Origin of the sequence: Pseudomonas sp. PKS (genome assembly GCF_051913525.1) — a bacterium.
Classification (GTDB): Bacteria; Pseudomonadota; Gammaproteobacteria; order Pseudomonadales; family Pseudomonadaceae; genus Aquipseudomonas; species Aquipseudomonas guariconensis_D.
In genome coordinates this window covers 14,479-39,666 of sequence record NZ_JBEGDO010000011.1, presented here as the reverse complement: position 1 = coordinate 39,666, position 25,188 = coordinate 14,479, and the positions used below count along the sequence as shown (strand labels likewise).

The following is a 25,188-nucleotide window of genomic DNA, read 5'->3' as shown; positions in this document are numbered from 1 at the left end:
TATCCGCGCCCCTTCAGGTTCTCCCCGACATTCCACGCTGTCTGGAGAGCCTGTGATGAGCCAACAAGAAAAATCGATCCACCTCAGCGAGTCGGCGCAAGTCGACCAGCAGTCCGTGCAACCTTTCCCCCGTTCGCGCAAGGTCTATGTCGAAGGCTCGCGCCCCGATATCCGCGTACCCATGCGCGAGATCAGTCTGCATGACACGCCCACTGACTTCGGCGGTGAGCAGAATGCTCCGGTGCTGGTGTACGACACTTCTGGCCCCTACACCGATCCCAACGTTGTCATCGACGTGCGCAAAGGCCTGGGCGATGTGCGCTCTGCATGGATCGAGGCCCGTGGCGATACCGTGCGCCTGGATGGCCTGAGCTCGAATTTCGGTCAGCAGCGCCTGAATGATCCCGAACTGGCCAAGCTGCGCTTTGCCCACGTGCGCAACCCACGCCGCGCCAAGCCAGGCGCCAACGTCACCCAGATGCACTATGCACGTCAGGGCATCATCACCGCCGAGATGGAATACGTCGCCATCCGCGAGAACATGAAGCTGCAGGAGGCCCGCGCCGCTGGCCTGCTGGACCAGCAGCACGCCGGGCACAGCTTCGGTGCCAGCATTCCCAAGGAAATCACCCCTGAGTTCGTGCGCGAGGAAATCGCCCGCGGCCGCGCGATCATCCCCGCCAACATCAACCACCCGGAGCTTGAGCCGATGATCATCGGCCGCAACTTCCTGGTGAAGATCAACGGCAACATCGGCAACAGTGCACTGGGCTCCTCGATCGAGGAGGAAGTGGCCAAGCTGACCTGGGGCATCCGCTGGGGTTCGGATACCGTCATGGACCTGTCCACCGGCAAGCACATTCACGAAACCCGCGAGTGGATCATCCGCAACTCGCCGGTGCCGATCGGCACCGTGCCGATCTACCAGGCCCTGGAAAAGGTCGGCGGTGTGGCCGAGGACCTGACCTGGGAGCTGTTCCGCGACACCCTGATCGAACAGGCCGAGCAGGGCGTGGACTACTTCACCATCCATGCTGGCGTGCTGCTGCGCTACGTACCGCTGACCGCCAAGCGGGTCACAGGTATCGTAAGCCGTGGCGGTTCGATCATGGCCAAGTGGTGCCTGGCGCATCACAAGGAAAACTTCCTGTATACGCATTTCGACGAGATCTGCGAAATCATGAAGGCCTACGACGTCAGCTTCTCGCTGGGCGACGGCCTGCGTCCGGGTTCGATTGCCGATGCCAACGATGCGGCCCAGTTCGGTGAACTGGAAACCCTGGGCGAGCTGACCAAGATCGCCTGGAAGCATGACGTGCAGTGCATGATCGAAGGCCCTGGCCACGTGCCGATGCAGTTGATCAAGGAGAACATGGACAAGCAGCTCGAGTGCTGCGATGAGGCGCCGTTCTATACGCTCGGCCCCCTGACCACCGACATCGCCCCTGGTTACGACCACATCACCTCCGGTATCGGTGCCGCGATGATCGGCTGGTTTGGCTGCGCCATGCTCTGCTACGTGACGCCCAAGGAGCACCTGGGCCTGCCGAACAAGGACGACGTCAAGACCGGCATCATCACCTACAAGATCGCTGCGCACGCCGCTGACCTGGCCAAGGGCCACCCGGGCGCACAGATCCGCGACAACGCCTTGTCCAAGGCACGCTTCGAGTTCCGTTGGGAAGACCAGTTCAACCTCGGGCTGGACCCGGACACCGCCCGTGCGTTCCATGACGAGACGTTGCCCAAGGAGTCGGCCAAGGTCGCGCACTTCTGCTCTATGTGCGGGCCGAAGTTCTGCTCCATGAAAATCACCCAGGAAGTCCGTGAGTACGCAGCCAACCAGCGTATCGAGGCGACGGATGTGTCCGTGGAAGAGGGCATGCGCGAGCAGGCCGAGCGGTTCCGCCAGGAAGGCAGTCAGCTGTACAAAAAGGTGTAACGCATCACGGCCCCTTCCTGTGGGAGGGGCACATTTTTCTGTGCGGGGCACGCCCCTGTGGGAGCGGGTTTACCCGCGAATGCTTTGGTGAATTCACTGACGCATTTGCGGGTAAACCCACTCCTATAGGGCTGTGCCCTTCGTCAGTTTGACTCGGTATCCCCAACAACAACTCTGGTAAGCCCGCCGATGACCACTCCCAGTCACTTCTCTCCCGACCATCCGGTCCCCCATGGGCAACGCCAGTTCGGTGCCCGCGACCTGTTTTCCCTTTGGTTCTCCCTTGGCATTGGCCTGATGGTCCTGCAGGTCGGTGGGCTGCTGGCTCCAGGCCTTGGCTTGGCAGGCTCGGTGTTGGCGATCGTGCTGGGCTCCGCGGTAGGCGTGCTGCTGTTGGCGGCGGCCGGGGTCATCGGCAGCGACACTGGGCTATCGGCCATGGCCACCCTGCGCCTGAGCCTGGGGCGTCATGGCGCGCGTCTGCCGGCGCTGCTCAACTTGTTGCAACTGGTGGGCTGGGGTTCGTTTGAGATCATCGTCATGCGCGATGCCGCCAGCCTGCTCGGCACCCGGGCGTTCGGCGAGGGCAGCGGCTGGAGCAGCCCACTGCTCTGGACCTTGTGCTTTGGCGCTCTGGCCACTTTGCTGGCGGTGAGCGGCCCACTGACCTTCGTGCGCAAGGTGCTGCGCAAATGGGGTATCTGGCTGCTGCTAGGGGCGTGCCTGTGGCTGACCTGGAACCTGTTCGCCAAAGCGGACCTGGCGGCCCTGTGGCGCCAGGCGGGCGACGGTTCGATGTCGCTGGCGGTGGGCTTTGACATCGTCATTGCCATGCCGTTGTCGTGGTTGCCGCTGATCGCCGACTACTCACGTTTCGGCCAGCGTGCCAGTCGCGTGTTCGGCGGCACGGCGCTGGGCTTTTTCATTGGCAATGCCTGGCTGATGAGCCTGGGCGTGGCCTACACCCTGGCCTTCGCGCCAAGCGGTGAAGTCAATGCACTGCTGCTGGCCTTGGCGGGCGCAGGGCTGGGCATTCCCCTGCTGCTGATCTTGTTGGATGAGTCGGAGAACGCTTTTGCCGACATCCACTCGGCTGCAGTGTCTACTGGTTTGCTGGTGCGCATGAAGGTCGAGCACCTGGCCCTGGCCATCGGTGTGCTGTGCACATTGATCGCCCTGCTGGCGCCGCTGGCGCAGTACCAGAACTTCTTGCTGTTGATCGGATCGGTATTCGCGCCGTTGTTCGGTGTCGTGCTGATGGACCACTTCGTCATTCGTCGTCGGCAGATGCCGGCTGCGATCAGTGGCTTACACTGGCAGGCGCTGGTCGCCTGGGCGGTGGGGGTGGCGGCGTATCACTTCATGGCCAATGTCGCACCGGAGCTTGGGGCGACCCTGCCGGCACTGCTGCTGGCAGGGGTACTGCATGGCCTGCTGAGCCTCAACCGCGGCCAGGAAACAGCTCGGGCTTGAGCACGCCATTGAGGCGTGGGTAGGGGATCTTCAGTTCGATGTGGCCCATGGAATAGGGCGCAATGGCATAGACTTCGTACTTGACCACCACCGCACCATAGGTCAGCGCCACGTGCGGGGACTTGCGGAACGGCCACGTCTTGACGAACTCGGGGTCCTTGTCCATGCCGGTGCTGATCATCCAGGCGCGGTGGGACTCCTCGACTGTCTTCCAGAAGGTCTCCTCCTGGCCGGGCAGCAGCATGTCCTGCAGGGTCAGGACCTTGTCCAGCTTGCGCGAATAGTTGATGAACCCGCGCCCCGGCATGCCGTGGGCGCCGCCGCTGTCCAGGTAGCTGGACAGTTCGATGATCACCAGCCCGTCATGCTGCTCGCGTACCTTGGCCTGCAGGTAGCTGCTGTTGCGTTTCTCGGCACTGGCCAGGTATTGCTGCTCGTAGGCTTGCAGCGAGGTAGGCGCGGTGCTGCGCTGGTTGTCTTCGGTCAGCTGCAGCAGGCGCTGTTCGACGATGGCGTCGAGCTTGGGCAGGGCCGGAAAATGAATGGTGTCGATATTCACCAGCGGGCAGTCGCTTTCGCTGCAACCGGGCTTGACGTGTTCCCAGGCGTCGCGCTTGACCTCGAGCGGGGCTCGGTAGTTGGGCTCGAACAGGCTTTGGCAGGCGCCAAGGGCCAATGCCAGCACAGCCACGGAAGTCAGTTTGACAAGCGTCATGATGATCCTTGCAGAACAGATGGAGTCGAGCTTCGACCGTCAGCGCGGCCTTCAGTTCGCCACTAAGCTAACAGAGTAGAGACGCTCTGTCCTGGCTGCCTGAACGGTCACTGGAAAGGGGTGAAACACGGCGGCTCGCAGAGTAGGATGGCGCGATGCGGTAAATGAGGTAACGAGGATTCCCATGTCAGATACGTTGAATTCAGTGCCCAAGGCGGTCGAGATCGTCGAGCAGGCCAACTGCTTCCAGGGCTTCTACCGGCTCGACAAGGTGCGCTTGCGCCATGAGTTGTTCGCTGGCGGCATGGGGCGGGAGATCAGCCGGGAACTGTTCGTGCGCCATGATGCGGTCTGTGTGCTGCCATACGATCCTCAGCGTGACGAGGTGGTACTGATCGAGCAGTTCCGCGTCGGTGCCCTGGGCAAGGTCGAGAACCCTTGGCTGATCGAGATGGTCGCCGGGCTCATCGACAAGGACGAGGAGCCGGAGGAGGTCGCCCATCGCGAAGCCCAGGAGGAAGCCGGCCTGACCTTCAGCGCACTGTGGCCCATGACCCGCTACTTCCCGTCGCCCGGAGGCAGTGACGAGTACGTGCACCTGTTCCTCGGCCGCTGCTCCAGCGAAGGCGCCGGCGGGCTGCATGGTCTGGAGGAAGAGGGCGAGGACATCCGCGTGCGCGTCTGGTCGTTCGAGGACGCCCTGCAGGCTGTGCGGGATGGGCGTATCTGCAACGCCGCGACCATCATCGGCCTGCAATGGTTGGCGCTGAACCGTGCGGAAGTGCGAGGAATGTGGTCGTGAACCTGTTACGCGAGCGCTATCGGGTCGACCTGGCCGGGCTGCAGGCAGCCTGCGAGGCCAACTACGCCCGCCTGATGCGCCTGTTGCCAGACATGCGCACCACCCAGAGCTCGCGGCGCATCGGCATGACCCAAGGTGACCAGATGCTGGGCGTGCTGGTGCTTGACGTGCTGCTGGCCTGCCCTTACACCACCACCTTGCGCGTGCGTCAGGAACACAGCCTGCCGTGGTTGCCGGTACCGCACCTGGAGGTGCAGGTGTACCACGACGCACGCATGGCCGAAGTGGTCAGCGCCGAGCATACCCGGCGCCTGCGCAGCATTTACCCCTATCCCAACGCGGCCATGCACCAGCCAGACGAAAAAGCCCAGCTCAACCTGTTCCTGGGTGAATGGCTCAGTCATTGCCTGGCCTGCGGCCATGAGTTGGAAGCCGTTCGCTGAAATGTGACGGCGGTCGGTTTCAGCCCTTTGCTCACGGCCCTTCGGCATCCCATAATCGCGCTGAATCCGTTCGAGGAACCGGCCGTTGCCGCAATCCAATCTCCCTCAAGCTCCGGCACCCCTGAAGGTGGTGCAACTGACCGATGCCCACCTGTTCGCGGATGCGGGCGCTACCCTGCTGGGCATGAATACCCGAGACAGCTTGCGCCATGTGGTCGAGCAGGTGCGCCGCGAGCAGCCGCAGCCGGACCTGCTGCTGTGCACTGGTGATCTTTCCCAGGATGGCAGCGTCGCGTCCTATGAAGCCTTCCGCCAGCTGACGGCGGTGTTGGATGCGCCGAGCCGCTGGCTGCCGGGCAATCACGACGAGGCCAAGGTGATGGCCGAGTTCGCGCAGGGCAGCGACTTGGTGCAGGCCGTGACCGATCTGGGCGCCTGGCGCATTGTCATGCTCAACTCGAATGTGCCCGATGCCACCCATGGTTGGCTCGCCGACGATCAACTGGCCCTGCTGGACCAAGCCCTGATTGGTGCGGGGGAGCGCCACTGTCTGGTCTGCCTGCACCATCAGCCGGTGGATGTCGGTTGTGCCTGGATCGCGCCGATCGGCCTGCGCAATGCCGATGAACTGTGGAAGCGACTGCGCGGTTATCCACAGGTAAGGGCAGTGCTCTGGGGGCATATTCACCAGCCCTGGGATGAGCGGCGTGAAGGTGTTCGACTCCTGGCCACGCCCTCGACTTGCATCCAGTTCGCGCCCAGCAGTGAGGACTTCCAGGTCAGTGAGGAGCAGCCGGGCTACCGGTGGTTGCGCTTGCATGGCGATGGGCGGGTCGAGAGCGGGTTCGAGCGGGCCCGGGATTTCGAAGTACAGCTGGACTTCAACAGTCCGGGGTATTGAGGCTCGGTGTGCTCCGGGTGAGGGCCCGCGAACAAGGGCCAAGCTCTTGCTGTCTACGGCTTGAAGAATTTGTTGCGAAAAGCCCGAAGCTGCGCCAAAACCCAGCGAACAGGCTACACTGCGCGTCCCTGCGCCCGCACGGACGGGCGCGCCGCAGTACACTCCGGGGGCAGCATGTCGGGTTCCATCCTTTATATCCATGGCTTCAACAGCTCGCCGCTGTCGAGGAAGGCGCTCCAGCTTGAGGCGGTGATGCAGCAACTGGGCCTGGCCGATCAACTGCGAGTGCCTGCCCTGCATCACCACCCACGCCAAGCCATTGCCCAGCTCGAAGGGGCCATCGCCGAGCTGGGCCACCCCTTGCTGGTGGGCAGTTCGCTCGGCGGCTACTATGCCACCTACCTGGCCGAGCGCCATGGCCTGAAGGCACTGCTCATCAACCCGGCGGTCGGACCGCACCGGCTGTTCGACGGATACCTCGGTACCCAGCGCAACCTCTACACCGACGAGACCTGGGAGCTCACCCTGGATCATGTACAAGCCCTGGCCGAGCTGGAGGTGCCGCCCCCGCAGGATGCCAACCGCTATCAGGTATGGTTGCAGACCGCCGACGAAACCCTGGATTATCGCCATGCCGAGCGCTATTACCGAGCCTGTGCCCTGCGCATCCAGGCTGGCGGCGACCACAGTTTCCAGGGCTTCGCCGAGCACCTGCCGGCATTGCTGGCCTACGCCGGCATTGCGCGTGGGCAGTATGCGGCGCTCGATTTTTCTGTATTTTGATCTTTTTGCATTCACCAGACTGACGACGAGAACCCATGGCCAATCCCAGCGCTAGCGCCTATAACGCAGACGCCATCGAAGTCCTCTCGGGCCTTGATCCGGTCCGCAAGCGGCCGGGCATGTATACCGATACCAGCCGGCCCAACCACCTGGCCCAGGAAGTCATCGACAACAGTGTCGACGAAGCCCTGGCCGGCCACGCCCGTTCGGTACAGGTGATTCTCCACGCCGACCACTCGCTGGAAGTCTGCGACGACGGTCGCGGCATGCCGGTGGACATTCACCCCGAGGAAGGGGTGTCCGGGGTCGAGCTGATCCTCACCAAGCTGCACGCTGGCGGCAAGTTCTCCAACAAGAACTACCAGTTCTCCGGCGGCCTGCATGGGGTGGGCATTTCGGTGGTCAACGCCTTGTCCAGCCAGGTACGCGTGCGCGTCAAGCGTGATGGCACCGAGTACCAGATGACCTTCGCCGATGGCTACAAGGCCAGCGAACTGGAGGTGGTCGGCACTGTTGGCAAGCGCAATACCGGCACCAGTGTCTATTTCAGCCCCGATCCGAAGTACTTCGATTCACCTAAATTTTCCATCAGCCGTCTCAAGCATGTGCTCAAGGCCAAGGCCGTGCTTTGCCCAGGCCTTTTAGTCAGTTTCGAAGACAAAGCCAGCGGCGAAAAGGTCGAATGGCATTACGAGGACGGCCTGCGCTCTTACCTGGTCGACTCGGTCAGCGAGTTCGTGCGTCTGCCTGACGAGCCGTTCTGCGGCAGCCTCGCAGGCAACAAGGAGGCGGTCGACTGGGCCTTGTTGTGGCTTCCCGAGGGCGGCGACAGCGTCCAGGAAAGCTATGTCAACCTGATCCCCACCGCCCAGGGCGGTACGCATGTCAACGGGCTGCGCCAGGGGTTGCTGGATGCAATGCGCGAGTTTTGCGAGTTCCGCAACCTGCTGCCGCGTGGCGTCAAGCTGGCGCCCGAGGACGTCTGGGAGCGCATCTGCTTCGTCTTGTCCATGAAGATGCAAGAGCCGCAGTTCTCCGGTCAGACCAAGGAGCGCCTGTCCTCCCGTGAGGCGGCGGCGTTTGTTTCCGGCGTGGTCAAGGATGCGTTCAGCCTGTGGCTCAATGCCCACCCCGAGCTGGGCATGCAACTGGCGGAGCTGGCCATCAGCAACGCCGGACGCCGTCTGAAGGCGAGCAAGAAGGTCGAACGCAAGCGCATCACCCAGGGGCCGGCGCTGCCTGGCAAGCTGGCCGACTGTGCAGGCCAGGACCCGATGCGTGCCGAGCTGTTCCTGGTCGAGGGTGACTCGGCCGGTGGTTCGGCCAAACAGGCGCGTGACAAGGAGTTCCAGGCGATCCTGCCGCTGCGCGGCAAGATCCTCAATACCTGGGAAGTCGACGGTGGCGAAGTCCTCGCCAGCCAGGAGGTGCACAACATCGCCGTGGCCATCGGTGTCGATCCGGGCGCTGCGGACCTGTCGCAGTTGCGCTACGGCAAGATCTGCATCCTCGCCGACGCCGACTCCGACGGTCTGCACATCGCCACGTTGCTATGTGCCTTGTTCGTTCAGCACTTCCGCCCGCTGGTGGAAGCCGGTCACGTGTATGTGGCCATGCCGCCGCTGTATCGCATCGACCTGGGCAAGGAAATCTACTACGCCCTCGACGAGGCAGAACGCGACGGCATCCTGGACCGCCTGGTGGCCGAGAAGAAACGTGGCAAGCCGCAGGTCACCCGATTCAAGGGCCTGGGCGAGATGAACCCACCGCAGTTGCGCGAGACCACCATGGATCCGAACACTCGGCGCTTGGTCCAGCTGACCCTGGACGATGTGCAGGGCACCACCGAGATCATGGACATGCTGCTGGCCAAGAAGCGCGCCGGCGATCGCAAGAGCTGGCTGGAGACCAAGGGTAACCTCGCCGAGGTACTGGTTTGACCCGCCTGATTGCAGCGGTTTGCCTGCTGTTGGTCGCCTTGCCGAGCCTGGCGGCCAACTGGCCGGCGCTCAAGATGAGCGAGGAGCACCCGGTCGACGGCATGCGCGGAGGCAACCTGTCGGGCCTGGCCTGGTGCCGTGGGGCTTTGTGGACGGTGTCCGACCGGGACGACGACCGCATCTACCGCCTCGATCAGCAGGACCGGACCTGGCGTGCCCAGCCACTGACTTTCACCCCGCCACCGGTGCCGGAGAGTGGCCTGCCCTGGGGATTGAAGTCGCGCAACTGGGCGGCGTCTTATATCCGTGGCGGCGAGCTGGACTTCGAGGGCATCACCTGTGATAAGGCCGGCAACTTCTATCTGATCAGCGAAGCCCATGCCGCGGTGTTGCAACTGCCTGTCGATGGCGAGCCGCGCTGGTTGAAGATCGACCCGGCCATGGTTCGCCAGGCGCGTGCCAGCGGCATGCTACTGCACTTCAATGCGCTGTTCGAAGGGCTGGCAATCCACCCGTCCGGTGATCGTCTGTGGCTGGCGGCCGAGCGTGAGCGACGTGGGTTGCTGCTGGTCGAACGCCAGCAGTCGGTCTGGAACTGCGCACGCAGCTGTGTGTTGCTCAGCGAGGCGGGCGTCGAGATGCAGCCCGAGCAGATGCCCAACCCACAGGCCATGGCGCGGGACTTCTCCGACCTGGCCTGGTACGAGGGCAAACTGTACACCCTCGAACGCAACGCCTATCGCATCTGCCGCCGTGATAGCGAGAATGGGCAGGTCGAGCGTTGCTGGTCGTTCGCCGCCGATGCATTGGTGGAATCGCGCCGCTACGACCAGCCGTATGGGCTGGCCGAGGCATTGGTGATCGACGCCAAAGGCGCCTGGGTGGGTGTGGACAACAACAACGGCGACCGTGCCGATGGCGAGGCTCGTCCAATCGTCTGGCGTTTCGCGGCCCCTGAAGGTGGCTGGAACGCCAAGCCGTAGGCTTGCCGGCTGATTTGAATTTACCCGGCGCGGCGGTAATTGCCGTCGTGCCAGAACCTGAAATGACGAGGCCCGCATGAGCGACTCACTGGAACTCAGTCTCGAAGGCGTCGAACGCCGCTCCCTGGCTGACTTCACCGAACAGGCCTACCTCAACTACTCCATGTACGTGATCATGGATCGTGCCTTGCCGCATATCGGCGACGGCCTGAAGCCGGTGCAACGACGCATCGTCTACGCCATGAGCGAGTTGGGGCTCGATGCCGATGCCAAGCACAAGAAATCGGCGCGCACCGTCGGTGACGTGCTCGGCAAGTTCCACCCCCATGGCGACTCGGCCTGCTACGAGGCCATGGTGCTGATGGCCCAGCCATTCAGCTACCGCTATACCCTGGTCGATGGCCAGGGCAACTGGGGTGCGCCGGACGATCCGAAGTCGTTCGCCGCCATGCGGTACACCGAGGCGCGCCTGTCGCGTTATTCGGAGGTGTTGCTCAGTGAGCTGGGCCAGGGCACTGTCGACTGGGTACCGAACTTCGATGGCACCCTCCAGGAGCCTACCGTGTTGCCGGCACGCCTGCCCAACATCCTGCTCAACGGCACCACCGGCATCGCCGTGGGCATGGCCACTGACGTGCCGCCGCACAACCTGCGTGAAGTCGCCAGCGCCTGCGTGCGCCTGCTCGACGAGCCCAAGGCCACCATCGAGCAGCTGTGCGAACACATCCAGGGGCCGGACTATCCGACCGAAGCCGAGATCGTGACGCCGCGCGCCGAGATCCTCAAACTCTACGAGAGCGGCCGCGGCTCGATCCGCATGCGTGCCGTGTACCGCGTAGAAGACGGCGACATCGTGGTGACGGCCCTGCCGCATCAGGTCTCCGGTGCCAAGGTGCTGGAGCAGATCGCCGCGCAGATGCAGGCCAAGAAGCTGCCGATGGTCGCCGACCTGCGCGATGAGTCGGATCACGAGAACCCCTGCCGCATCGTCATCATTCCACGTTCGAACCGTGTGGATGCCGACGAACTGATGCAGCATCTGTTCGCCACCACGGACCTCGAGAGCAGCTACCGGGTCAACGTCAACATCATCGGTCTAGACGGCCGGCCGCAGCTCAAGAACCTGCGTGCCTTGCTGCTCGAATGGCTGGAGTACCGCATTGGCACCGTCCGCCGCCGCTTGCAGCATCGCCTGGAGAAGGTCGAAAAGCGCCTGCACCTGTTGGAAGGCTTGCTCACTGCGTTCCTCAACCTGGATGAAGTCATCCACATCATTCGCACCGAAGACCAGCCCAAGCAGGCGCTGATTGCCCGCTTCGACCTCACTGAGGTTCAGGCCGACTACATCCTCGAGACCCGCCTGCGTCAGCTGGCGCGCCTGGAAGAGATGAAGATCCGCGGCGAGCAGGACGAACTGCTCAAGGAGCAGGCCAAGTTGCTGGCGCTGCTGGGCAGCGATGCCAAGTTGCGCAAGCTGGTGCGCAGCGAGCTGATCAAGGATGCCGAGACCTACGGCGATGATCGCCGCTCGCCGATCGTCGAGCGAGCCGAGGCCAAGGCACTCTCGGAAAACGAGTTGATGCCGACCGAGCCTGTCACCGTCGTGCTTTCCGAGAAGGGCTGGGTACGCTGCGCCAAGGGGCATGACATCGATGCTACTGGCCTGTCCTACAAGGCCGGTGATGGTTTCAAGGGGGCTGCCGCGGGCCGCTCCAACCAGTATGCCGTGTTCATCGATTCCACCGGACGCAGCTATTCGCTGGCCGCTCACAGCCTGCCTTCGGCACGTGGCCAAGGTGAGCCGCTGACCGGTCGTCTGACGCCGCCACCGGGCGCGAGCTTCGATTGCGTGCTGCTGCCTGATGACGATGCGCTCTATGTGGTAGCCTCCGACGCCGGCTACGGCTTTGTGGTCAAGGGTGAAGACCTGCAGGCGAAGAACAAGGCCGGCAAAGGCCTGCTCAGTCTGCCCAACGGTGCCAAGGTGATGACTCCGCGGCCGGTGACGGACCGGGAGCAGGACTGGCTGGCTGCGGTGACCACCGAAGGCCGCCTGCTGATCTTCAAAGTCAGCGACCTGCCGCAATTGGGCAAAGGCAAGGGCAACAAGATCATTGGGGTGCCCGGTGACCGGGTCGCCAGCCGTGAAGAATTTGTCACTGACCTTGCGGTAGTGAGCGAGGGCGCGACCCTTGTATTGCAAGCGGGCAAGCGTACGCTATCTCTCAAGCCTGATGATCTTGAGCATTACAAAGGTGAGCGGGGACGGCGTGGCAGCAAGTTGCCGCGTGGCTTCCAGCGCGTGGACGGCATGGCGGTCGAACGGCCCGAATGAACCGGCTGTCTGTCTGGAACGGCAATTTCAGCGTCATTTCAGGCAGAAATGCTGGAGTCGGGCGGTTATTTCGCGGATGATAGTGCCCTTGCGGTACCGGCGTGGCCGTGTGCCCGTAAGAATCTACATGAGTATCACTGCGGTTTGCCCCTGGGCGACCGCCTGGACGGGATGAATGAAATTTCTGCGCCTTCCATTTGCGCTGTTGATGACAGGTCTGCTGGGACTGAGCGGATGCAGTATGCATCAGCCGGTGGCCTTGTATCAGCTGGACAGCGGTGATCCAGGCCAGCCCTCGCAGAGCGCCGGCATGGCGGTTGTGCTCGGCCCGGTATCGGTCGCCGATTACCTGCAACGCGAAACCTTCCTGCAGCGTCAGCCTGATGGCAGCCTGACCTCGGCGACCGACGGTCGTTGGGCCGGCAGCCTGTCTTCGGACATCGATCAGTTGCTGGTTCGCCAGTTGGCCTGGCGTCTGGACAGCCAGCGCGTGGTCCTGGCACCGGCGACCGCCGGTTTCAACCCGGACGTGCAAGTGTTGCTGTCGATTACCCGCCTGGATTCGGGCAAGAACCAGCCGGCCATTCTCGACGCCCAGTGGCGCCTGCTCGATCGTCGCGGCAAGGTACGGGATAACCGTATCGTCCACCTGGAGCAGCCACACGAGGGCTCCGAGGCGTCCCAGGTGCAGGCCCAGGGGCAATTGCTACAGAAGTTGGCCGAGCAGCTCAGTGTGGCGGTCAAGCCGCTGGCTAACCAGCCGGCAATTGCTGAAGAGTCCCCGCCTCAACGCAAGTCAGCCCCGGTCCAGGTCAAGAAGGGGCCTGAGAAACCAAAGATTCCGATGGCTTCGCCGATTCGGACCGACATGGAGGTCTACCGGTTCTAAACCGATAGACACAAAAAAGCCCGCAGCAATGCGGGCTTTTTTATTGCTTCGAGAAGTGCTGGTGATTCGAGCTGTCGAACAATTGCGCATTTGAGGGCCGCTGTACGGCCCATCGCAGGCTGCGCCAGCGCCTACGGTACGCTGGCTTGGCCCCACTCTTTGTCGAACTCAGGCCCGGCGTTCGTGCATGCGCGCCAGCTGACGCTCGAGCATGGACGGGTAGGGCTCCATCAGCCGCTCGACGCAGCAGGCGCCTTCGGGGCTGGCTATCGGGCGGATGCGAGCGCGCTGACGAATCAGTCCATCGTCGCTGATCTTGCGCTCCACCAGCAGCAGGTTGCGACTGTGCTGCGAAAGCGCCAGGGCATCCTGGGCTTTTTCGGTCATCAGCAGGTCGACCTGCTCCAGGCCCTGCAGGTCGTCCGCCAGGACCAGGCCCAGTTGCAGTTGCAGGGTGATACCGCTGTCGGCCACCTCGATCTGCAAGGCATGGCCCAGTGCCCGCAGCAGTTCGCCGCAGCAGATGGCATTGGTCAGGTAATCCTCACCGCAGTCGCGGCTGTGGAACAGCAGCAGGGTGCTGCCATCGTTGAGGGTGTAGGTTTCGCCGTCATACAGCGATGTGGCCTGCTCCAGGCAGTCGCGATAGCGCTCCAGCAGTTCGGTCAGGCGTGTGCGGGGCAGGCGGCGCAGTTGCTCCTGGGAGCCCAGTTGCACGGCGAGCACGGCGCTGTACTGCGGCTCGTCGGATACCGCGGCGACAGGCTTGGCGTGGCTGTCCTCGGCGTCGATCAGACCGGCGAACGCGTCATCGTCCTCGTCGTCTTCGGTCGCGATCTTGGCTTTTGCCGTGGCCTTGGGGGCGGCGGCGACTTCGTCCAGGTCCTCGAAGTCTTCTTCGACTTCCTCAGGCTCTGGCGGCGGCGGGGCCAGGCGGGCGTGCAACTGACGCGCCAGGTCGCCGATCTCGTCCTGGCGATCGGTAGCAGGGGTATAGGGATGCGGGTCACGCAGCCACACGCGCAACTGCAAGAGCGGCGTCGTGATGTGACGACCCAGGCGCAGGCTCAGGGCCAGTGCCAAGGCCAGCAAGATGCCGCCGAGGATACCCATGCTCTGCAGGCTGATGGTCATTGGCTGCTGGAACTGGCTCATGTCCAGGCTGATGCGCAGTTGACCAGCGGTCACGTCCTGGAAGGTGATCTTGGTCTGGTAGAGCCCTTCAGCCTCGCCCAGCAGTCCGTTCTTCGGCCGCTGGCCGGCTTCGGCCAGCATACGGTTGTCCACGCTGTAGATTGCCGCATGGGCCACCAGCGGGTTCTTCACCAGATTGCCCAGCAATACGTTGAGGCTGAGGATGTCGTTCGACACCAGCAGCTCGGTCGCCGAGTTGGCGGTCTGGATGGTCAGGCTCTGGCCGAGGGCGTCGGCCTGTTCATGCATGGCCTGCCGGAACTGCAGACCCATGACGCAGGCATAGATCACCAGCGCCAGGGCCACCAGGAAAATATTGTGGCTGGCGATGCGCAGAGCCAGCGGAACGCGACGCTGGCGCAGGGCTCGGAAGATCATCAGGAAGAAGTTATCAGGTTTGACTGGCGTGGGCCGGTTCACAGAGCGCGGCTCTTTATGGCGAAAAAGGTGTTGCGCAGTATAGCGAGCCGTGTTTTGTCGGCAAAGTATCGGTAGCGCCCGATGGTCACGGAAAATCGGTAGAATGCGCATTTTTCATCGAAGTCGGAGCCCGGTCTTGCGCGAAATCGTCCTGATCAACATCACTGGTGAAGACCGTCCCGGTCTCACTGCGGCCATCACCGGCGTCCTGGTCCAGGGCGGTGTGAACATTCTCGACATCGGCCTGGCGGTGATGCATGGCACCCTGTCCTTTGGCATTCTGGTCGATATTCCGGACAACGAAGTGGCCACCAACCTGCTGCAGAGCGTTCAGGCCAAAGCCCATGCGCTTAACCTGCAGGCCCGCTACACGCCCATTTCCGAGGCCGACTACCAGCATTGGGCCGACAGCCAGGGCGAGGCACGCCATATCGTGACGTTGCTCAGCCGCAAAGTGACCCCCGAGCAGTTGCAGCGGGTCAGTGCGGTGATCAGCCAGTACGGCCTGACCATCGAGCGCATCGAGCGCCTGTCTGCGCGGGTGTCGCTGGATGCCTCGTGCGAGAAGAGCAAGGCCAGCCTCGAAATTTCCGTGCGCGGTGAGCCAAGTGATTCCCAGGCTCTGCGCGCGGACTTCTTCGCCCTGGCCGAGGAGCTGAGCGTCGACATCGCCTTCCAGAAGGATGACCTGTTCCGCCGCAACCGGCGCCTGGCGGTGTTCGACATGGACTCGACGCTGATCGAGGCTGAGGTGATCGACGAGCTGGCCAAGGCCGCCGGGGTGGGCGAGCAAGTGGCAGCGATCACCGAGCGCGCCATGCGCGGTGAATTGGATTTCCGTGCCAGCTTCAAGGAGCGCATGGCCTTGCTCAAGGGCCTGGATGTTGGCGTGCTGGACCAGATCGGCGCCTCCCTGCGCCTGACAGAGGGTGCCGAGCACCTGTTCGCCGAGCTCAAGCGCCTGGGCTACAAGACTGCGATCCTGTCTGGTGGCTTCTCCTACTTCGCCAAGCAGGTGCAAGCGCGCCTGGGCATCGACTACGTCTTCGCCAACGAACTGGAAGTGGTTGATGGCAAGGTAACCGGCGTCGCCGTTGAGCCGATTGTCGATGCGCAGCGCAAGGCCGACCTGCTGCAGCAATTGGCGAGCGAAGAAGGCCTGCAGTTGGAACAGACCATTGCCGTCGGTGATGGCGCCAACGACCTGCCGATGCTGTCGCTGGCCGGGCTGGGTGTGGCTTTCCGTGCCAAGCCGCTGGTGCGCCAGTCGGCTAAACAGGCAATCTCCACCCTGGGGCTCGATGGCGTGCTGTACCTGCTGGGGCTGCGTGATCGCGACGCGCGTAGCTGAGGTTAGCGCCTACTGACGTAGCACCATGAAAAAGGCCCCGCTTGTGCGGGGCCTTTTTTCGTTGCGATGACTCAGGCTTGGGCAGGCTGAGCCAGCAACTCGCCCATGCGTACCGCGGAGCCTGCACCCAGGCTTTGCGCCCACTTCACCTGCTCTGGGCCAAAAAGCACGATTGCGGTCGAACCCAGCTTGAAACGCCCCAGTTCGGCGCCTTTCTCCAAGTGGATAGGGGCACGGCTGCCTTCGTCGTAGCGGAAGGTCTTGAGTTCACGCTTGGGTGGCGTGACCAGGCCTGCCCAGACCGTCTCGATCGAGGCCACGATCATCGCGCCGACCAGTACCACAGCCATCGGGCCGCGCTCCGTGTCGAACAGGCAGACTACACGCTCGTTGCGGGCGAACAGTTCGGGTACGTTCTCGGCGGTGGTCTGGTTGACCGAGAACAGCCGGCCAGGCACGTAGACCATTTCACGCAGGGTGCCGGCCAGCGGCATGTGCACGCGGTGGTAGTCCTTGGGCGACAGGTAGATGGTGGCGAACTCACCCCCCATGAAAGGCGCGGCCAAGGCGGGATCGCCGCCGAGCAGTTCCAGGGCACTGAAACTGTGCCCTTTGGCCTGGAAGATACGGCCATGTTCGATCGGGCCGAGCTGACTGACGGCACCATCGGCCGGGCACAGGATGGCGCCTGGGGTTTCGTCCAGCGGGCGGGCGCCCGGCTTCAGGGCGCGGGTGAAGAAGGCGTTGAAATGTTCGTAGGCGGTCAGGTCTTCGACCAATGCTTCGGACATGTTCACCTGGTAGCGCTTGGCGAACCAGGCGGTGAAGGCGTTCTTGAACCAGCGGGCGCGGCATTCGGCGACGCAGCCGGCCAGCCGCGAGAGCAGGTGATGCGGCAGCAGGTACTGGCTGATGATGAACAAACGGGATTTCATTGGGTTTCCTTGGAATTTCAAACTTCTACAGGCGTGTCCGGATGGTTGCCCCATTCGCCCCAGGAGCCGGCGTAGGCCTTGACCCGTGGATAGCCGAGGGCCTTGGCCACCAGATAGGTGAAGCCGGAACGGTGGTGGGTCTGGCAGTGAGTGATCACTTCCTTATCCTTGGTGATGCCGAGTTGTTGCAGGATGTCGGCCATGTCCGAGCGGATGCGCAGGTGGTCGTTCAGGTCCATGCCTGCGGTCCACTCGAAGTTGACCGCGCCCGGAATGTGCCCGCCTTTGGCGGCCAGGACTTTCTCGCCCTTGTATTCGCCTGGGCTGCGGGCGTCCCAGATGACCAGGTCGGCCGCGCCCAGTCGGCTTTGCAGGTATTCGCGGGTGGCGGTGGGCTCTGCATGCAACTGCAGGCTGACCGGGCCGCCGCTGCTTGGTGGGATTTCAACGCTGAGCTTGTCAGCGGGCCAGGCCTGGATGCCGCCATTGAGGTAGTGGTAGCGCGTGTGCCCGATGACATCGAGCAGCCAGATGAAGCGCCCGGCCCAGCCGCCCCCTTCATCGTCGTACACCACATAGACCGCATCGTCCCGGTGGTCGAGCTCACCGAACAGCTTCTCCAGGTCAGCCCGCGCCGGCAGCAACCCTGGCGCCGGTGGTTGGCCCAGCTGGGTGCGCTTGGGATCGACGAACCGGGCGCCAGGGATGTGCCCGCTGCCATAGCGATTGACGCTGGTCAGGTCGACGAGGATCAGCTGTGGCGAATCCAGGCGCGCGAGCAGGTCGGCCGGTTCGATCACCAGGGGCAAGCCGGAAAAGTCAGTCATCCACGATCTCCAGGGTGGAATAGAGGAGGCGATTGTAGCCTAAGGCTCAAGCGTTGCGGTTGGTAAAGGCCGACAGCGCACGCTCGGTGCATTGGGCTGTCTTGCCGAAAGCCTGCACGCTGACATCGGCCATGGGCCTGCCGCCTTGGTCGGCGATCATCAGCATCGCCACCTGGCCGTTGACTGCCAGTGAGCGCAGCAACAGATGCTCGCTGGACAGGAGTGCTTGCAAAGGTGGGGGTAGCAAGGCCGAGAACTGGGCGTGGTTCTCCGGCGTCAGGCGCAGTTGCGCCGCTTGGCCCATTAGCCGTTGCAACAATTTGCTTTGGGCCAGCGGCAGTACCAGCGAGGCCGCTTCCGGTGGCAGGCCTGCGGTCTGCTGCACGCGCAGGCATTCATTGGGTCTGTCGAGCGCCAGCAGCATGACCCGCTGCATGCCGCAGGCCAGCAGGGCTTCGCGCGCCTGGGTGCTCAGGTGCAGGATGGTGGTGAACGGGCTGGGTTGGACCAGCAACTCGCCACAGATTTTGCGCCAGTGTTCCAGATCCTTACTGGTGGGTGGCTCAGGTGCGAGCATGTCCGGATGCGGTCGCCGCTGGTGCCAGGGCCAGAGTAGTGCTTCGGCGGGATGGAACAGGGCGTGCCGGGCGTGGTGCCGGGCACTGGCCGCCGCTTGCTGGTGAATTTGCTGCTGGACATCATCAAGCGAGGTCTGCAGGTACAACGCCGTCAGCAACTGCCAGCGCAGCAGGTGAGGATTGTCCCAGCCCACCTGCGCCGCCAGGGCCAGTCCGTTGGCCAGCAGCACGGTGTTGGCCGGCTGGTTGAACCAGCGGCGCAGCCCGGGCTCTTCATCCAGGCGCTGTTGCTGGGTGAAGGCATCCTGCTCGCGCGCGATGCTCAGGATCTGGGCCAATTGTTCGCGCTCATCGAGCAGCAGGCGATAGCCTTGGGTCACCCAGCCGGGCAGGCGCCATTGCTCGGCCATGGCCTGGCACAGGGTAACGATGCGCACGCCGAACAGCGCCTGCTCGACCTCGGCAGCTTCCTCACCCTTATGGATCACCCGCAGCTCCCAGGCATCGAGCAACTTGGGATAGGCCAAAGCCAGGGGCCACAGTGGCGACAGGAACAACAGGCTGCCCCAATGGATCTCTTGCCACAACCGGGCCAGGCGGCTGGCGAACAGGCCACTGGCCTGCTGGGCAGCGTGCTGGCTGATCAGCAGGAACTGACGCAGTACCGGCGGAATATCTTCGCCGGGGACGGCAGGCAGACGTGCCAGCAGGCTCGCGGTGCGGGCCAGACCTAGGCGATTGAGGGCGACTTCCAGGCTTTCGGCGGGTTCGGCCTGGCTGGCGTTGGCCGGATGGTTCGCCTCGCGCATCACCGAAAGCACCAGCGCTGGGCTGTCCTGCATGAGTTCGGCGATGTCGCGCAAAGAGCGCCGGCTATCGTTGATGGCGGCCAGTACCCGGTCATGACTCTCCTTGGGTACTGGCAGGCGGATGCCGTCGAGCAGTTTTACCCAGGCATCGAGCGTGGGTGGAATCTGGCTTGGTACCTTAGCGTCCATTGGCATTTTGACATCAGTCCGAACTGGCTTTTCGCATTTTGTGCCTATAGTCTGGCGCAGTTCTGTCGATAAGTAGAAGAAGAGTTTTAAAGCTCCCGCCCCTGACCCTGACCACCACAGCAAGTGCTTTGAACCTATGGCTAAAATTATCGGCATCATCGTCGTATTCGCGAGCGTGCTCGGCGGCTACGTGCTATCCCACGGCAAGATCGCGGCGCTGATCCAGCCGTTCGAAGTGCTGATCATCGGCGGTGCGGCCTTCGGTGCGTTCCTTCAGGCCAACCCTGGTCACATGACCATGCATGTGATCAAGAAGTCGCTGAAGATGTTCGGCACCCGTTTCACTCACACCTTCTACCTGGAGGTGCTGGGCCTGGTCTATGAGATCCTCAACAAGAGCCGCCGCGAGGGCATGATGGCCATCGAGGGTGATATCGAAGACCCAGCCGCCAGCCCCATCTTCGCCAAATACCCGGCCGTTCTGGGCGACGAGCGCATGACCGCGTTCATCTGCGACTACCTGCGCATCATGTCCACCGGCAACATGGCGCCCCACGAGCTCGAAGGCCTGTTCGACATGGAGCTGTTGAACATGAAAGAAGAGCTCGAGCACCCTTCCCATGCGGTGACAGGCATCGCCGATGGCATGCCCGGCTTCGGTATCGTGGCCGCGGTTCTCGGGATTGTCGTGACCATGGCATCGCTGGGCGATGGCGACCAGAAGTCCATCGGTCTGCACGTGGGCGCCGCGCTCGTGGGTACGTTCTTCGGTATTCTCGCGGCCTACGGCTTCTTTGGTCCGTTGGCCAACGCCCTGCGTCATGACGCGAAGGAAGAGCTGAACGTCTACGAGGCAATCAAGGCATCGCTGGTGGCCTCTGCCTCTGGCATGCCGCCGTCGCTGGCCGTGGAGTTCGGGCGCAAGGTGCTTTATCCGGCGCACCGTCCAAGCTTCGCCGAGCTGGAACAAGCGGTTCGCGGTCGCTAAATCATGGAGAACAATCAGCCCATCATCGTCAAGCGCGTCAAGCGCTTTGGCGACGGTCACCACGGCGGTGCCTGGAAGATCGCCTTTGCCGACTTCGCCACCGCGATGATGGCGTTTTTTCTGGTGCTCTGGCTGCTGTCCACGGCCACGCCTGAACAGAAGCTCGCCATCGCTGGCTATTTCAAGGACCCGATAGGCTTCTCCGAGAGCGGCACCCCCTACGTCATCGACTTGGGTGGTTCGCCACAATTGGCGCCGGAGAAAACCATCAATCCGGAAGAAAAATCCGAGCCGACACCTGACACCAGCATCCAGTTGGACAAAGACAAAGTCGAGACCTTGGCCGAGCAGGTCGAGCAGGAGCGCTTGCAATTGCTGTTGCAGGAACTGCAGAACAAGGTCGAGGAAAACCCGCAACTGCAGAAGTTCAAGGACCAGATCCTGTTCGAGATCACCCAGGACGGCCTGCGCATTCAGATCATGGATGCCGAGAACCGGCCGATGTTCGACCTGGGCAGTGCACGCCTGCAGCCGTACTTCGAGGACATCCTGTTGGCCATGGCCGACACCATCAAGGCGGTGCCGAACAAGATCAGCATCAGTGGTCATACCGATGCCAAGCCCTATGCCGGTACTGGCGAATTCGGCAACTGGGAACTGTCGGCCAACCGCGCCAATGCCGCGCGACGTGCGCTGGTCGCCGGGGGGTACCCGGATGAGCAGGTGGCACGGGTGGTGGGTTACGCCTCGTCGTCGCTGTTCGATCGCAAGGACCCGTTCAACCCGGTCAACCGACGTATCGACATCATCGTCCTCACCAAGAAGGCTCAGCGCAGCATCGAGGGCGAGCAGGGCGCGCCGGATGCCCCGGTGCCTACCGAGCAAACGCCCCCTGTCAATGGCACACCTGGCGCTAGCGCACCAGCCACTCCGGGCCAGGGCGATACGGCCCAGGCGCCGATGCAGCCGCGAGAACTGCGTCAGAAGCTGAACATCTTCGAAGATGGCGTCTTGAAAATGGACAACACCCAGGAGTGAGACCTGGGCTGGGCCAGTCGACAAAAGGCCGCTCCTGCAATCACTGCAGGAGCGGCCTTTTTGTCACCGAGGGGGCTCAGTAGGTGTCTTGCGGCAGGCTGGCGATGATCGAGCGATAGCTGTTCATCCGCTGTGGCTTGATACGCCCGTCATCCAAAGCCTGGAGCAAGGCGCAGCCGGGTTCACGGTCGTGCTTGCAGTCGCGGAAGCGACAGTGGCCGAGCAGCTCGCGGAACTCGATGAAGCCGGCCTCGACATCGTCGCGGCTGACATGGCCCAAGCCGAACTCGCGGATGCCGGGTGAGTCGATCAGGTCACCCCCATTGGGGAAGTGGTACAGGCGGGCCGTGGTGGTAGTGTGCGTGCCCTGGCCGGACCATTCGGACAGATCGCCCACACGAGTCCTGACCTCCGGCAGGAGGCTGTTGACCAGCGATGACTTACCGACCCCGGACTGGCCAACGAACACGCTGATGTGCTTGTCCAGCGTCTGTTGCAGACGCTGCATGCCCTCGCCCTGATGAGCCGAAACCTCCAACAGGGGATAGCCCAGGTCGCGGTAGACCGCCAGGAGGGCTTCTATGGTCGGACCGTTCTGCTCATCGATCAGGTCGGCCTTGTTCAGCAGCAGCAGAGGGCGGATGCCGGCATGTTCGGCGGCGACCAGGTAGCGGTCGATCAGGTTGGCCTGGGGTTCGGGGGCAGGGGCGAAGACGATCACGATCAGGTCGACGTTCGCCGCCACCGGCTTCAACTGGCCGTGGTTGTTCGGCCGGCACAGCTCGGCGGTGCGGGGCATCTGCGCGACGATGACACCGTTGCCCTGATTGCCCGCTCGCCATACCACCCGATCGCCCGTGACCAGTGCCGGTAAATTGGCTCGCAAATGACAGCGAAACACCTGGCCCTTGGCTTCGCCATCCTGCGCCTCGACCTCCACCTGTACGCCGAAGTGAGCGATCACCAGCCCCAACTGCTCAGGGCCCAGGTCGCCCCCTTCCAGCTCCTGCAGAGCGTGTTGCTCACGTTTGGCGGCGCGAGCGGCGCGCTCGCCTTGGATTTTTTCGATACGCCAGTTCTGGCGACGGTTGAGCTGGCGTTTGGCCATGAAGGTTCCGTGTTGGCGGGGCAGAAAGAAAAACGGCTGGCAGTTTAGCATGGACCATCCTGTCCCTTGTGTTGGCGTTTGCGCCACGAAAGCCGCGTCGTGGGCTAAAATGACGGCCTATTCGAGGAGCCCTTCATGCAAAACGCACAGAACCTGATCTGGATCGATCTGGAAATGACCGGTCTGGATCCGGACAACGATGTCATCATCGAGATGGCGACCATTGTCACCGACAGTGAGCTCAATACCCTGGCCGAAGGTCCGGTCATCGCTATCCACCACAGCGATGAGGTGCTGGCGCGTATGGACGACTGGAACACCCGTACCCATGGTGCTTCCGGCCTGACCCAGCGTGTGCGCGAGAGCCGCATCGACATGGCTGAGGCCGAGGCGCAGACCCTGGCCTTCCTCGAGCAATGGGTGCCCACGGGCAAGTCGCCGATCTGCGGCAACAGCATCTGCCAGGATCGCCGCTTCCTTTATCGCCACATGCCTAAGCTCGAAAGGTTCTTCCACTATCGCAACCTGGACGTCTCCACGCTCAAGGAGTTGGCCGCTCGCTGGGCCCCACAGGTGCGTGACAGCTTCAAGAAGGGTGGGACCCACCTGGCGCTGGACGACATTCGTGAGTCGATCGCCGAGTTGCGTCACTACCGCGAACACTTCATCAAAGTCTAAGTTTCGAGCCTCGAGCCAAGCATCAGCGCCACAGCGGCTGAGTGACCAGCCCGCCGTGGCGTTTTGCTTGTGGGTTTGGCGTTTGCCGCTTTTTTTTGGACATGCACCATGTTGTTGATGCTCTACCTTGTCGCCATTACCGCCGAAGCCATGACCGGCGCGCTTTCCGCGGGGCGCCGCGGCATGGATTGGTTTGGCGTAGTGCTGATCGCCTGCGTCACCGCGCTGGGTGGCGGTTCGGTGCGCGATGTGCTGCTTGGGCACTACCCACTGACGTGGGTGAAGCACCCTGAGTACCTTGTGCTGACCAGCTTCGCAGCCTTGCTGACCATCTTCATAGCGCCGTTGATGCGCCATCTGCGCTCACTGTTTCTGGTGCTCGATGCGCTGGGGCTGGTGGCGTTCACATTGATTGGTTGCATGACAGCCCTGGAGATGGGGCAGGGCATGCTGGTGGCTTCGATCAGTGGCGTGATCACTGGTGTGTTCGGTGGCATCCTGCGGGACATCTTCTGCAACGATATCCCCCTGGTATTCCGCCGGGAGCTTTATGCCAGCGTCTCTTTTGCCGCCGCCTGGTTCTACCTGGGCTGCGTGTACTTCAAGGTGCCGGCCGAGCAGTCCATGCTGCTGACCTTGTTCGGTGGGTTCCTGGTGCGATTGCTGGCGATCCGCTTCCACTGGGAAATGCCCAAGTTCCACTACAACGACCAGCAATGATTGCCCCTCTGCAGGCCTGAGGGGCTGGGTCGCTACTGATCTTCGTGCTGTGCCAGCGCCCATTCCACGTGCTCGCGTACCAATGCCGAGGGATGCTCGCGCCGGGCTCGCAAGGCTTCGAGCACCGGGATGGTAGTCGGCGCATTCCCCAGCCCCACCGCCAGGTTGCGCAACCAACGCTCGTAGCCGGCGCGGCGCAGGGGGGAGCCCTCGGTGTTGTTCAGGAAGGTCGCTTCATCCCAGAGGAACAGTGCGGCCAGCTCGGCGTTGTCCAGTCCGTGACGGGGCTTGAAGTCGTTTTCCTGGGTCGGGCGTGCGAAACGGTTCCAAGGGCAGACGATCTGGCAATCGTCGCAACCGAACACCCGATTGCCAATCAGCGGGCGCAACTCGACCGGAATTGCGTGCTTGAGCTCGATGGTCAGATAGGAAATGCAGCGCCGGGCGTCGAGCACATACGGCCCGACAAAGGCGGCGGTCGGGCAGATGTCCAGGCAGGCCTGGCAGCGCCCGCAATGTTCGCTGGCCTGGGCCTGGTCCACCGGTAGTGGCAGGTCGACGAACAGCTCAGCAAGGAAGAAGTAGCTGCCGGCCTTGCGGTTGAGCAGCAAGGTATTCTTGCCGATCCAGCCCAGGCCGGCCTGTTCGGCGATGGCTTTTTCCAACACCGGGGCACTGTCGACGAAGGCGCGAAAACCAAAGGGGCCGATGGCCTGCTGGATGCGCTCGGCCAGGTGCTGCACGCGTTTGCGCACCAGCTTGTGGTAGTCGCGACCCAGGGCATAGCGGGAAATGTACGCTTTCTCAGGGTGCGCCAGCATCTGGGTCATGCGTGTATCGCCGGGCAGGTAGTCCATGCGCAGCGACACCACACGCACGGTGCCGGGTACCAGTTCGTCGGGGTGTGAGCGTTTGCTGCCATGGGCGGCCATGTAGTCCATCTCGCCCTGGTAGCCGGCTTCCAGCCAGCGCTGCAGATGGTGTTCGTGCTCGCCAAGCGCCACGTCGGCGATACCGACGTGGGCGAAACCGAGTTCGCGGCCCCAATCCTTGATCGATTGGGCCAGCGTATTGAGATCAGGAAGGCAAGCGGACATGGATGGACAAGGCAATACAGGCAGAGGTGCGTATAATTCTGCCAGACATC

General features: G+C 62.9%; 22 protein-coding genes. 15 read left to right on the top strand and 7 right to left on the bottom strand.

The window, feature by feature from the left end; all coding sequences use genetic code 11:
* Positions 1 to 55: 55 nt before the first annotated feature.
* On the top strand, positions 56 to 1,942 hold the full coding sequence (thiC, locus tag ABOA88_RS13365; RefSeq protein ID WP_043207332.1) for a phosphomethylpyrimidine synthase ThiC: 1,887 nt from the start codon (positions 56 to 58) through the stop codon (positions 1,940 to 1,942).
* Between the two features lie 189 nt (positions 1,943 to 2,131).
* Entirely contained in the window at positions 2,132 to 3,415 is a 1,284-nt protein-coding gene (cytX, locus tag ABOA88_RS13360) for a putative hydroxymethylpyrimidine transporter CytX (RefSeq protein ID WP_196169299.1), read from the top strand.
* Here cytX and ABOA88_RS13355 read toward each other — a convergent pair.
* Positions 3,384 to 4,130 carry an RsiV family protein gene (locus ABOA88_RS13355; protein WP_367851629.1) on the bottom strand — a complete coding sequence of 249 codons (747 nt, stop codon included), beginning with the start codon at positions 4,128 to 4,130 and terminating at the stop codon, positions 3,384 to 3,386. The genes cytX and ABOA88_RS13355 overlap by 32 nt on opposite strands.
* 184 nt (positions 4,131 to 4,314) lie before the next feature.
* Here ABOA88_RS13355 and ABOA88_RS13350 point away from each other — a divergent pair, with 184 nt between their 5' ends.
* The 8 genes from ABOA88_RS13350 (at position 4,315) to ABOA88_RS13315 (ending at position 13,206) form a co-directional block, all read left to right on the top strand.
* On the top strand, positions 4,315 to 4,932 hold the full coding sequence (locus ABOA88_RS13350) for an NUDIX domain-containing protein (protein ID WP_043207336.1): 618 nt from the start codon (positions 4,315 to 4,317) through the stop codon (positions 4,930 to 4,932).
* Positions 4,923 to 5,375 (top strand): DUF1249 domain-containing protein, encoded by a 453-nt coding sequence (locus ABOA88_RS13345; RefSeq protein WP_070090498.1) that lies wholly within the window; start codon positions 4,923 to 4,925, stop codon positions 5,373 to 5,375. Before ABOA88_RS13350 ends, ABOA88_RS13345 begins: the two co-directional genes overlap by 10 nt.
* 85 nt (positions 5,376 to 5,460) lie before the next feature.
* Positions 5,461 to 6,276, top strand: a complete 816-nt coding sequence (gene cpdA, locus ABOA88_RS13340; RefSeq protein ID WP_367851630.1) for a 3',5'-cyclic-AMP phosphodiesterase — start codon at positions 5,461 to 5,463, stop codon at positions 6,274 to 6,276.
* Positions 6,277 to 6,450: 174 nt separating this feature from the next.
* Positions 6,451 to 7,059, top strand: a complete 609-nt coding sequence (locus tag ABOA88_RS13335) for a YqiA/YcfP family alpha/beta fold hydrolase (protein WP_196169296.1) — start codon at positions 6,451 to 6,453, stop codon at positions 7,057 to 7,059.
* Between the two features lie 35 nt (positions 7,060 to 7,094).
* Positions 7,095 to 8,999: a DNA topoisomerase IV subunit B gene (parE, locus tag ABOA88_RS13330; protein WP_196169295.1), complete on the top strand. Its 1,905-nt coding sequence runs from the start codon at positions 7,095 to 7,097 to the stop codon at positions 8,997 to 8,999.
* Entirely contained in the window at positions 8,996 to 9,982 is a 987-nt protein-coding gene (locus ABOA88_RS13325) for an esterase-like activity of phytase family protein (RefSeq protein ID WP_367851631.1), read from the top strand. Before parE ends, ABOA88_RS13325 begins: the two co-directional genes overlap by 4 nt.
* A gap of 76 nt (positions 9,983 to 10,058) precedes the next feature.
* Entirely contained in the window at positions 10,059 to 12,317 is a 2,259-nt protein-coding gene (parC, locus tag ABOA88_RS13320) for a DNA topoisomerase IV subunit A (protein WP_367851632.1), read from the top strand.
* A 175-nt stretch (positions 12,318 to 12,492) separates the two neighbouring features.
* Positions 12,493 to 13,206 (top strand): PqiC family protein, encoded by a 714-nt coding sequence (locus tag ABOA88_RS13315; protein ID WP_196169292.1) that lies wholly within the window; start codon positions 12,493 to 12,495, stop codon positions 13,204 to 13,206.
* A 168-nt stretch (positions 13,207 to 13,374) separates the two neighbouring features.
* On the opposite strand, the gene ABOA88_RS13310 is transcribed toward ABOA88_RS13315, so the two are convergent.
* Positions 13,375 to 14,820 carry a histidine kinase gene (locus ABOA88_RS13310; protein WP_367851633.1) on the bottom strand — a complete coding sequence of 482 codons (1,446 nt, stop codon included), beginning with the start codon at positions 14,818 to 14,820 and terminating at the stop codon, positions 13,375 to 13,377.
* A gap of 136 nt (positions 14,821 to 14,956) precedes the next feature.
* Here ABOA88_RS13310 and serB point away from each other — a divergent pair, with 136 nt between their 5' ends.
* A complete protein-coding gene (gene serB / locus ABOA88_RS13305) occupies positions 14,957 to 16,171 on the top strand; it encodes a phosphoserine phosphatase SerB (RefSeq protein ID WP_043212004.1) in 1,215 nt (404 codons plus the stop codon).
* Positions 16,172 to 16,242: 71 nt separating this feature from the next.
* Here serB and asd read toward each other — a convergent pair whose 3' ends face one another.
* The 3 genes from asd to ABOA88_RS13290 are packed head-to-tail and all read right to left on the bottom strand — an operon-like array spanning position 16,243 to position 19,515.
* On the bottom strand, positions 16,243 to 17,106 hold the full coding sequence (gene asd / locus ABOA88_RS13300) for an archaetidylserine decarboxylase (RefSeq protein ID WP_043212003.1): 864 nt from the start codon (positions 17,104 to 17,106) through the stop codon (positions 16,243 to 16,245).
* Between the two features lie 17 nt (positions 17,107 to 17,123).
* Entirely contained in the window at positions 17,124 to 17,933 is an 810-nt protein-coding gene (locus ABOA88_RS13295) for a rhodanese-like domain-containing protein (protein ID WP_196169290.1), read from the bottom strand.
* A 46-nt stretch (positions 17,934 to 17,979) separates the two neighbouring features.
* Positions 17,980 to 19,515 (bottom strand): HDOD domain-containing protein, encoded by a 1,536-nt coding sequence (locus ABOA88_RS13290; protein WP_367851634.1) that lies wholly within the window; start codon positions 19,513 to 19,515, stop codon positions 17,980 to 17,982.
* Between the two features lie 130 nt (positions 19,516 to 19,645).
* On the opposite strand from ABOA88_RS13290, the gene motA reads away from it, so the two are divergent.
* Together motA and motB are read left to right on the top strand one after the other, a co-directional pair.
* On the top strand, positions 19,646 to 20,497 hold the full coding sequence (gene motA, locus ABOA88_RS13285; RefSeq protein ID WP_043211996.1) for a flagellar motor stator protein MotA: 852 nt from the start codon (positions 19,646 to 19,648) through the stop codon (positions 20,495 to 20,497).
* Between the two features lie 3 nt (positions 20,498 to 20,500).
* On the top strand, positions 20,501 to 21,535 hold the full coding sequence (gene motB, locus ABOA88_RS13280) for a flagellar motor protein MotB (protein WP_196169288.1): 1,035 nt from the start codon (positions 20,501 to 20,503) through the stop codon (positions 21,533 to 21,535).
* 76 nt (positions 21,536 to 21,611) lie between these two features.
* Here motB and rsgA read toward each other — a convergent pair whose 3' ends face one another.
* A complete protein-coding gene (gene rsgA, locus ABOA88_RS13275) occupies positions 21,612 to 22,643 on the bottom strand; it encodes a small ribosomal subunit biogenesis GTPase RsgA (protein ID WP_196169287.1) in 1,032 nt (343 codons plus the stop codon).
* A 135-nt stretch (positions 22,644 to 22,778) separates the two neighbouring features.
* On the opposite strand from rsgA, the gene orn reads away from it, so the two are divergent.
* Positions 22,779 to 23,321 carry an oligoribonuclease gene (gene orn / locus ABOA88_RS13270; protein ID WP_196169286.1) on the top strand — a complete coding sequence of 181 codons (543 nt, stop codon included), beginning with the start codon at positions 22,779 to 22,781 and terminating at the stop codon, positions 23,319 to 23,321.
* A 108-nt stretch (positions 23,322 to 23,429) separates the two neighbouring features.
* Complete coding sequence (locus ABOA88_RS13265) at positions 23,430 to 24,041, top strand: trimeric intracellular cation channel family protein (RefSeq protein WP_367851635.1); 612 nt, start codon at positions 23,430 to 23,432, stop codon at positions 24,039 to 24,041.
* A gap of 32 nt (positions 24,042 to 24,073) precedes the next feature.
* Here the strand turns inward: ABOA88_RS13265 and queG are convergent, their stop codons facing one another.
* A complete protein-coding gene (queG, locus tag ABOA88_RS13260; protein ID WP_196169284.1) occupies positions 24,074 to 25,138 on the bottom strand; it encodes a tRNA epoxyqueuosine(34) reductase QueG in 1,065 nt (354 codons plus the stop codon).
* Positions 25,139 to 25,188 lie beyond the last annotated feature (50 nt).

Excerpts from the sequence above, each read along its gene's own strand:
- ABOA88_RS13355 (WP_367851629.1), bottom strand. The coding sequence starts at position 4,130 with ATGACGCTTGTCAAACTGACTTCCGTGGCTGTGCTGGCATTGGCCCTT.
- orn (WP_196169286.1), top strand. The coding sequence starts at position 22,779 with ATGCAAAACGCACAGAACCTGATCTGGATCGATCTGGAAATGACCGGT.
- ABOA88_RS13265 (WP_367851635.1), top strand. The coding sequence starts at position 23,430 with ATGTTGTTGATGCTCTACCTTGTCGCCATTACCGCCGAAGCCATGACC.
- cytX (WP_196169299.1), top strand. The coding sequence starts at position 2,132 with ATGACCACTCCCAGTCACTTCTCTCCCGACCATCCGGTCCCCCATGGG.
- ABOA88_RS13290 (WP_367851634.1), bottom strand. The coding sequence starts at position 19,515 with ATGCCAATGGACGCTAAGGTACCAAGCCAGATTCCACCCACGCTCGAT.
- ABOA88_RS13315 (WP_196169292.1), top strand. The coding sequence starts at position 12,493 with ATGAAATTTCTGCGCCTTCCATTTGCGCTGTTGATGACAGGTCTGCTG.
- motB (WP_196169288.1), top strand. The coding sequence starts at position 20,501 with ATGGAGAACAATCAGCCCATCATCGTCAAGCGCGTCAAGCGCTTTGGC.
- parC (WP_367851632.1), top strand. The coding sequence starts at position 10,059 with ATGAGCGACTCACTGGAACTCAGTCTCGAAGGCGTCGAACGCCGCTCC.
- rsgA (WP_196169287.1), bottom strand. The coding sequence starts at position 22,643 with ATGGCCAAACGCCAGCTCAACCGTCGCCAGAACTGGCGTATCGAAAAA.
- asd (WP_043212003.1), bottom strand. The coding sequence starts at position 17,106 with ATGAAATCCCGTTTGTTCATCATCAGCCAGTACCTGCTGCCGCATCAC.
- motA (WP_043211996.1), top strand. The coding sequence starts at position 19,646 with ATGGCTAAAATTATCGGCATCATCGTCGTATTCGCGAGCGTGCTCGGC.
- ABOA88_RS13295 (WP_196169290.1), bottom strand. The coding sequence starts at position 17,933 with ATGACTGACTTTTCCGGCTTGCCCCTGGTGATCGAACCGGCCGACCTG.
- queG (WP_196169284.1), bottom strand. The coding sequence starts at position 25,138 with ATGTCCGCTTGCCTTCCTGATCTCAATACGCTGGCCCAATCGATCAAG.
- thiC (WP_043207332.1), top strand. The coding sequence starts at position 56 with ATGAGCCAACAAGAAAAATCGATCCACCTCAGCGAGTCGGCGCAAGTC.
- parE (WP_196169295.1), top strand. The coding sequence starts at position 7,095 with ATGGCCAATCCCAGCGCTAGCGCCTATAACGCAGACGCCATCGAAGTC.
- ABOA88_RS13335 (WP_196169296.1), top strand. The coding sequence starts at position 6,451 with ATGTCGGGTTCCATCCTTTATATCCATGGCTTCAACAGCTCGCCGCTG.
- ABOA88_RS13350 (WP_043207336.1), top strand. The coding sequence starts at position 4,315 with ATGTCAGATACGTTGAATTCAGTGCCCAAGGCGGTCGAGATCGTCGAG.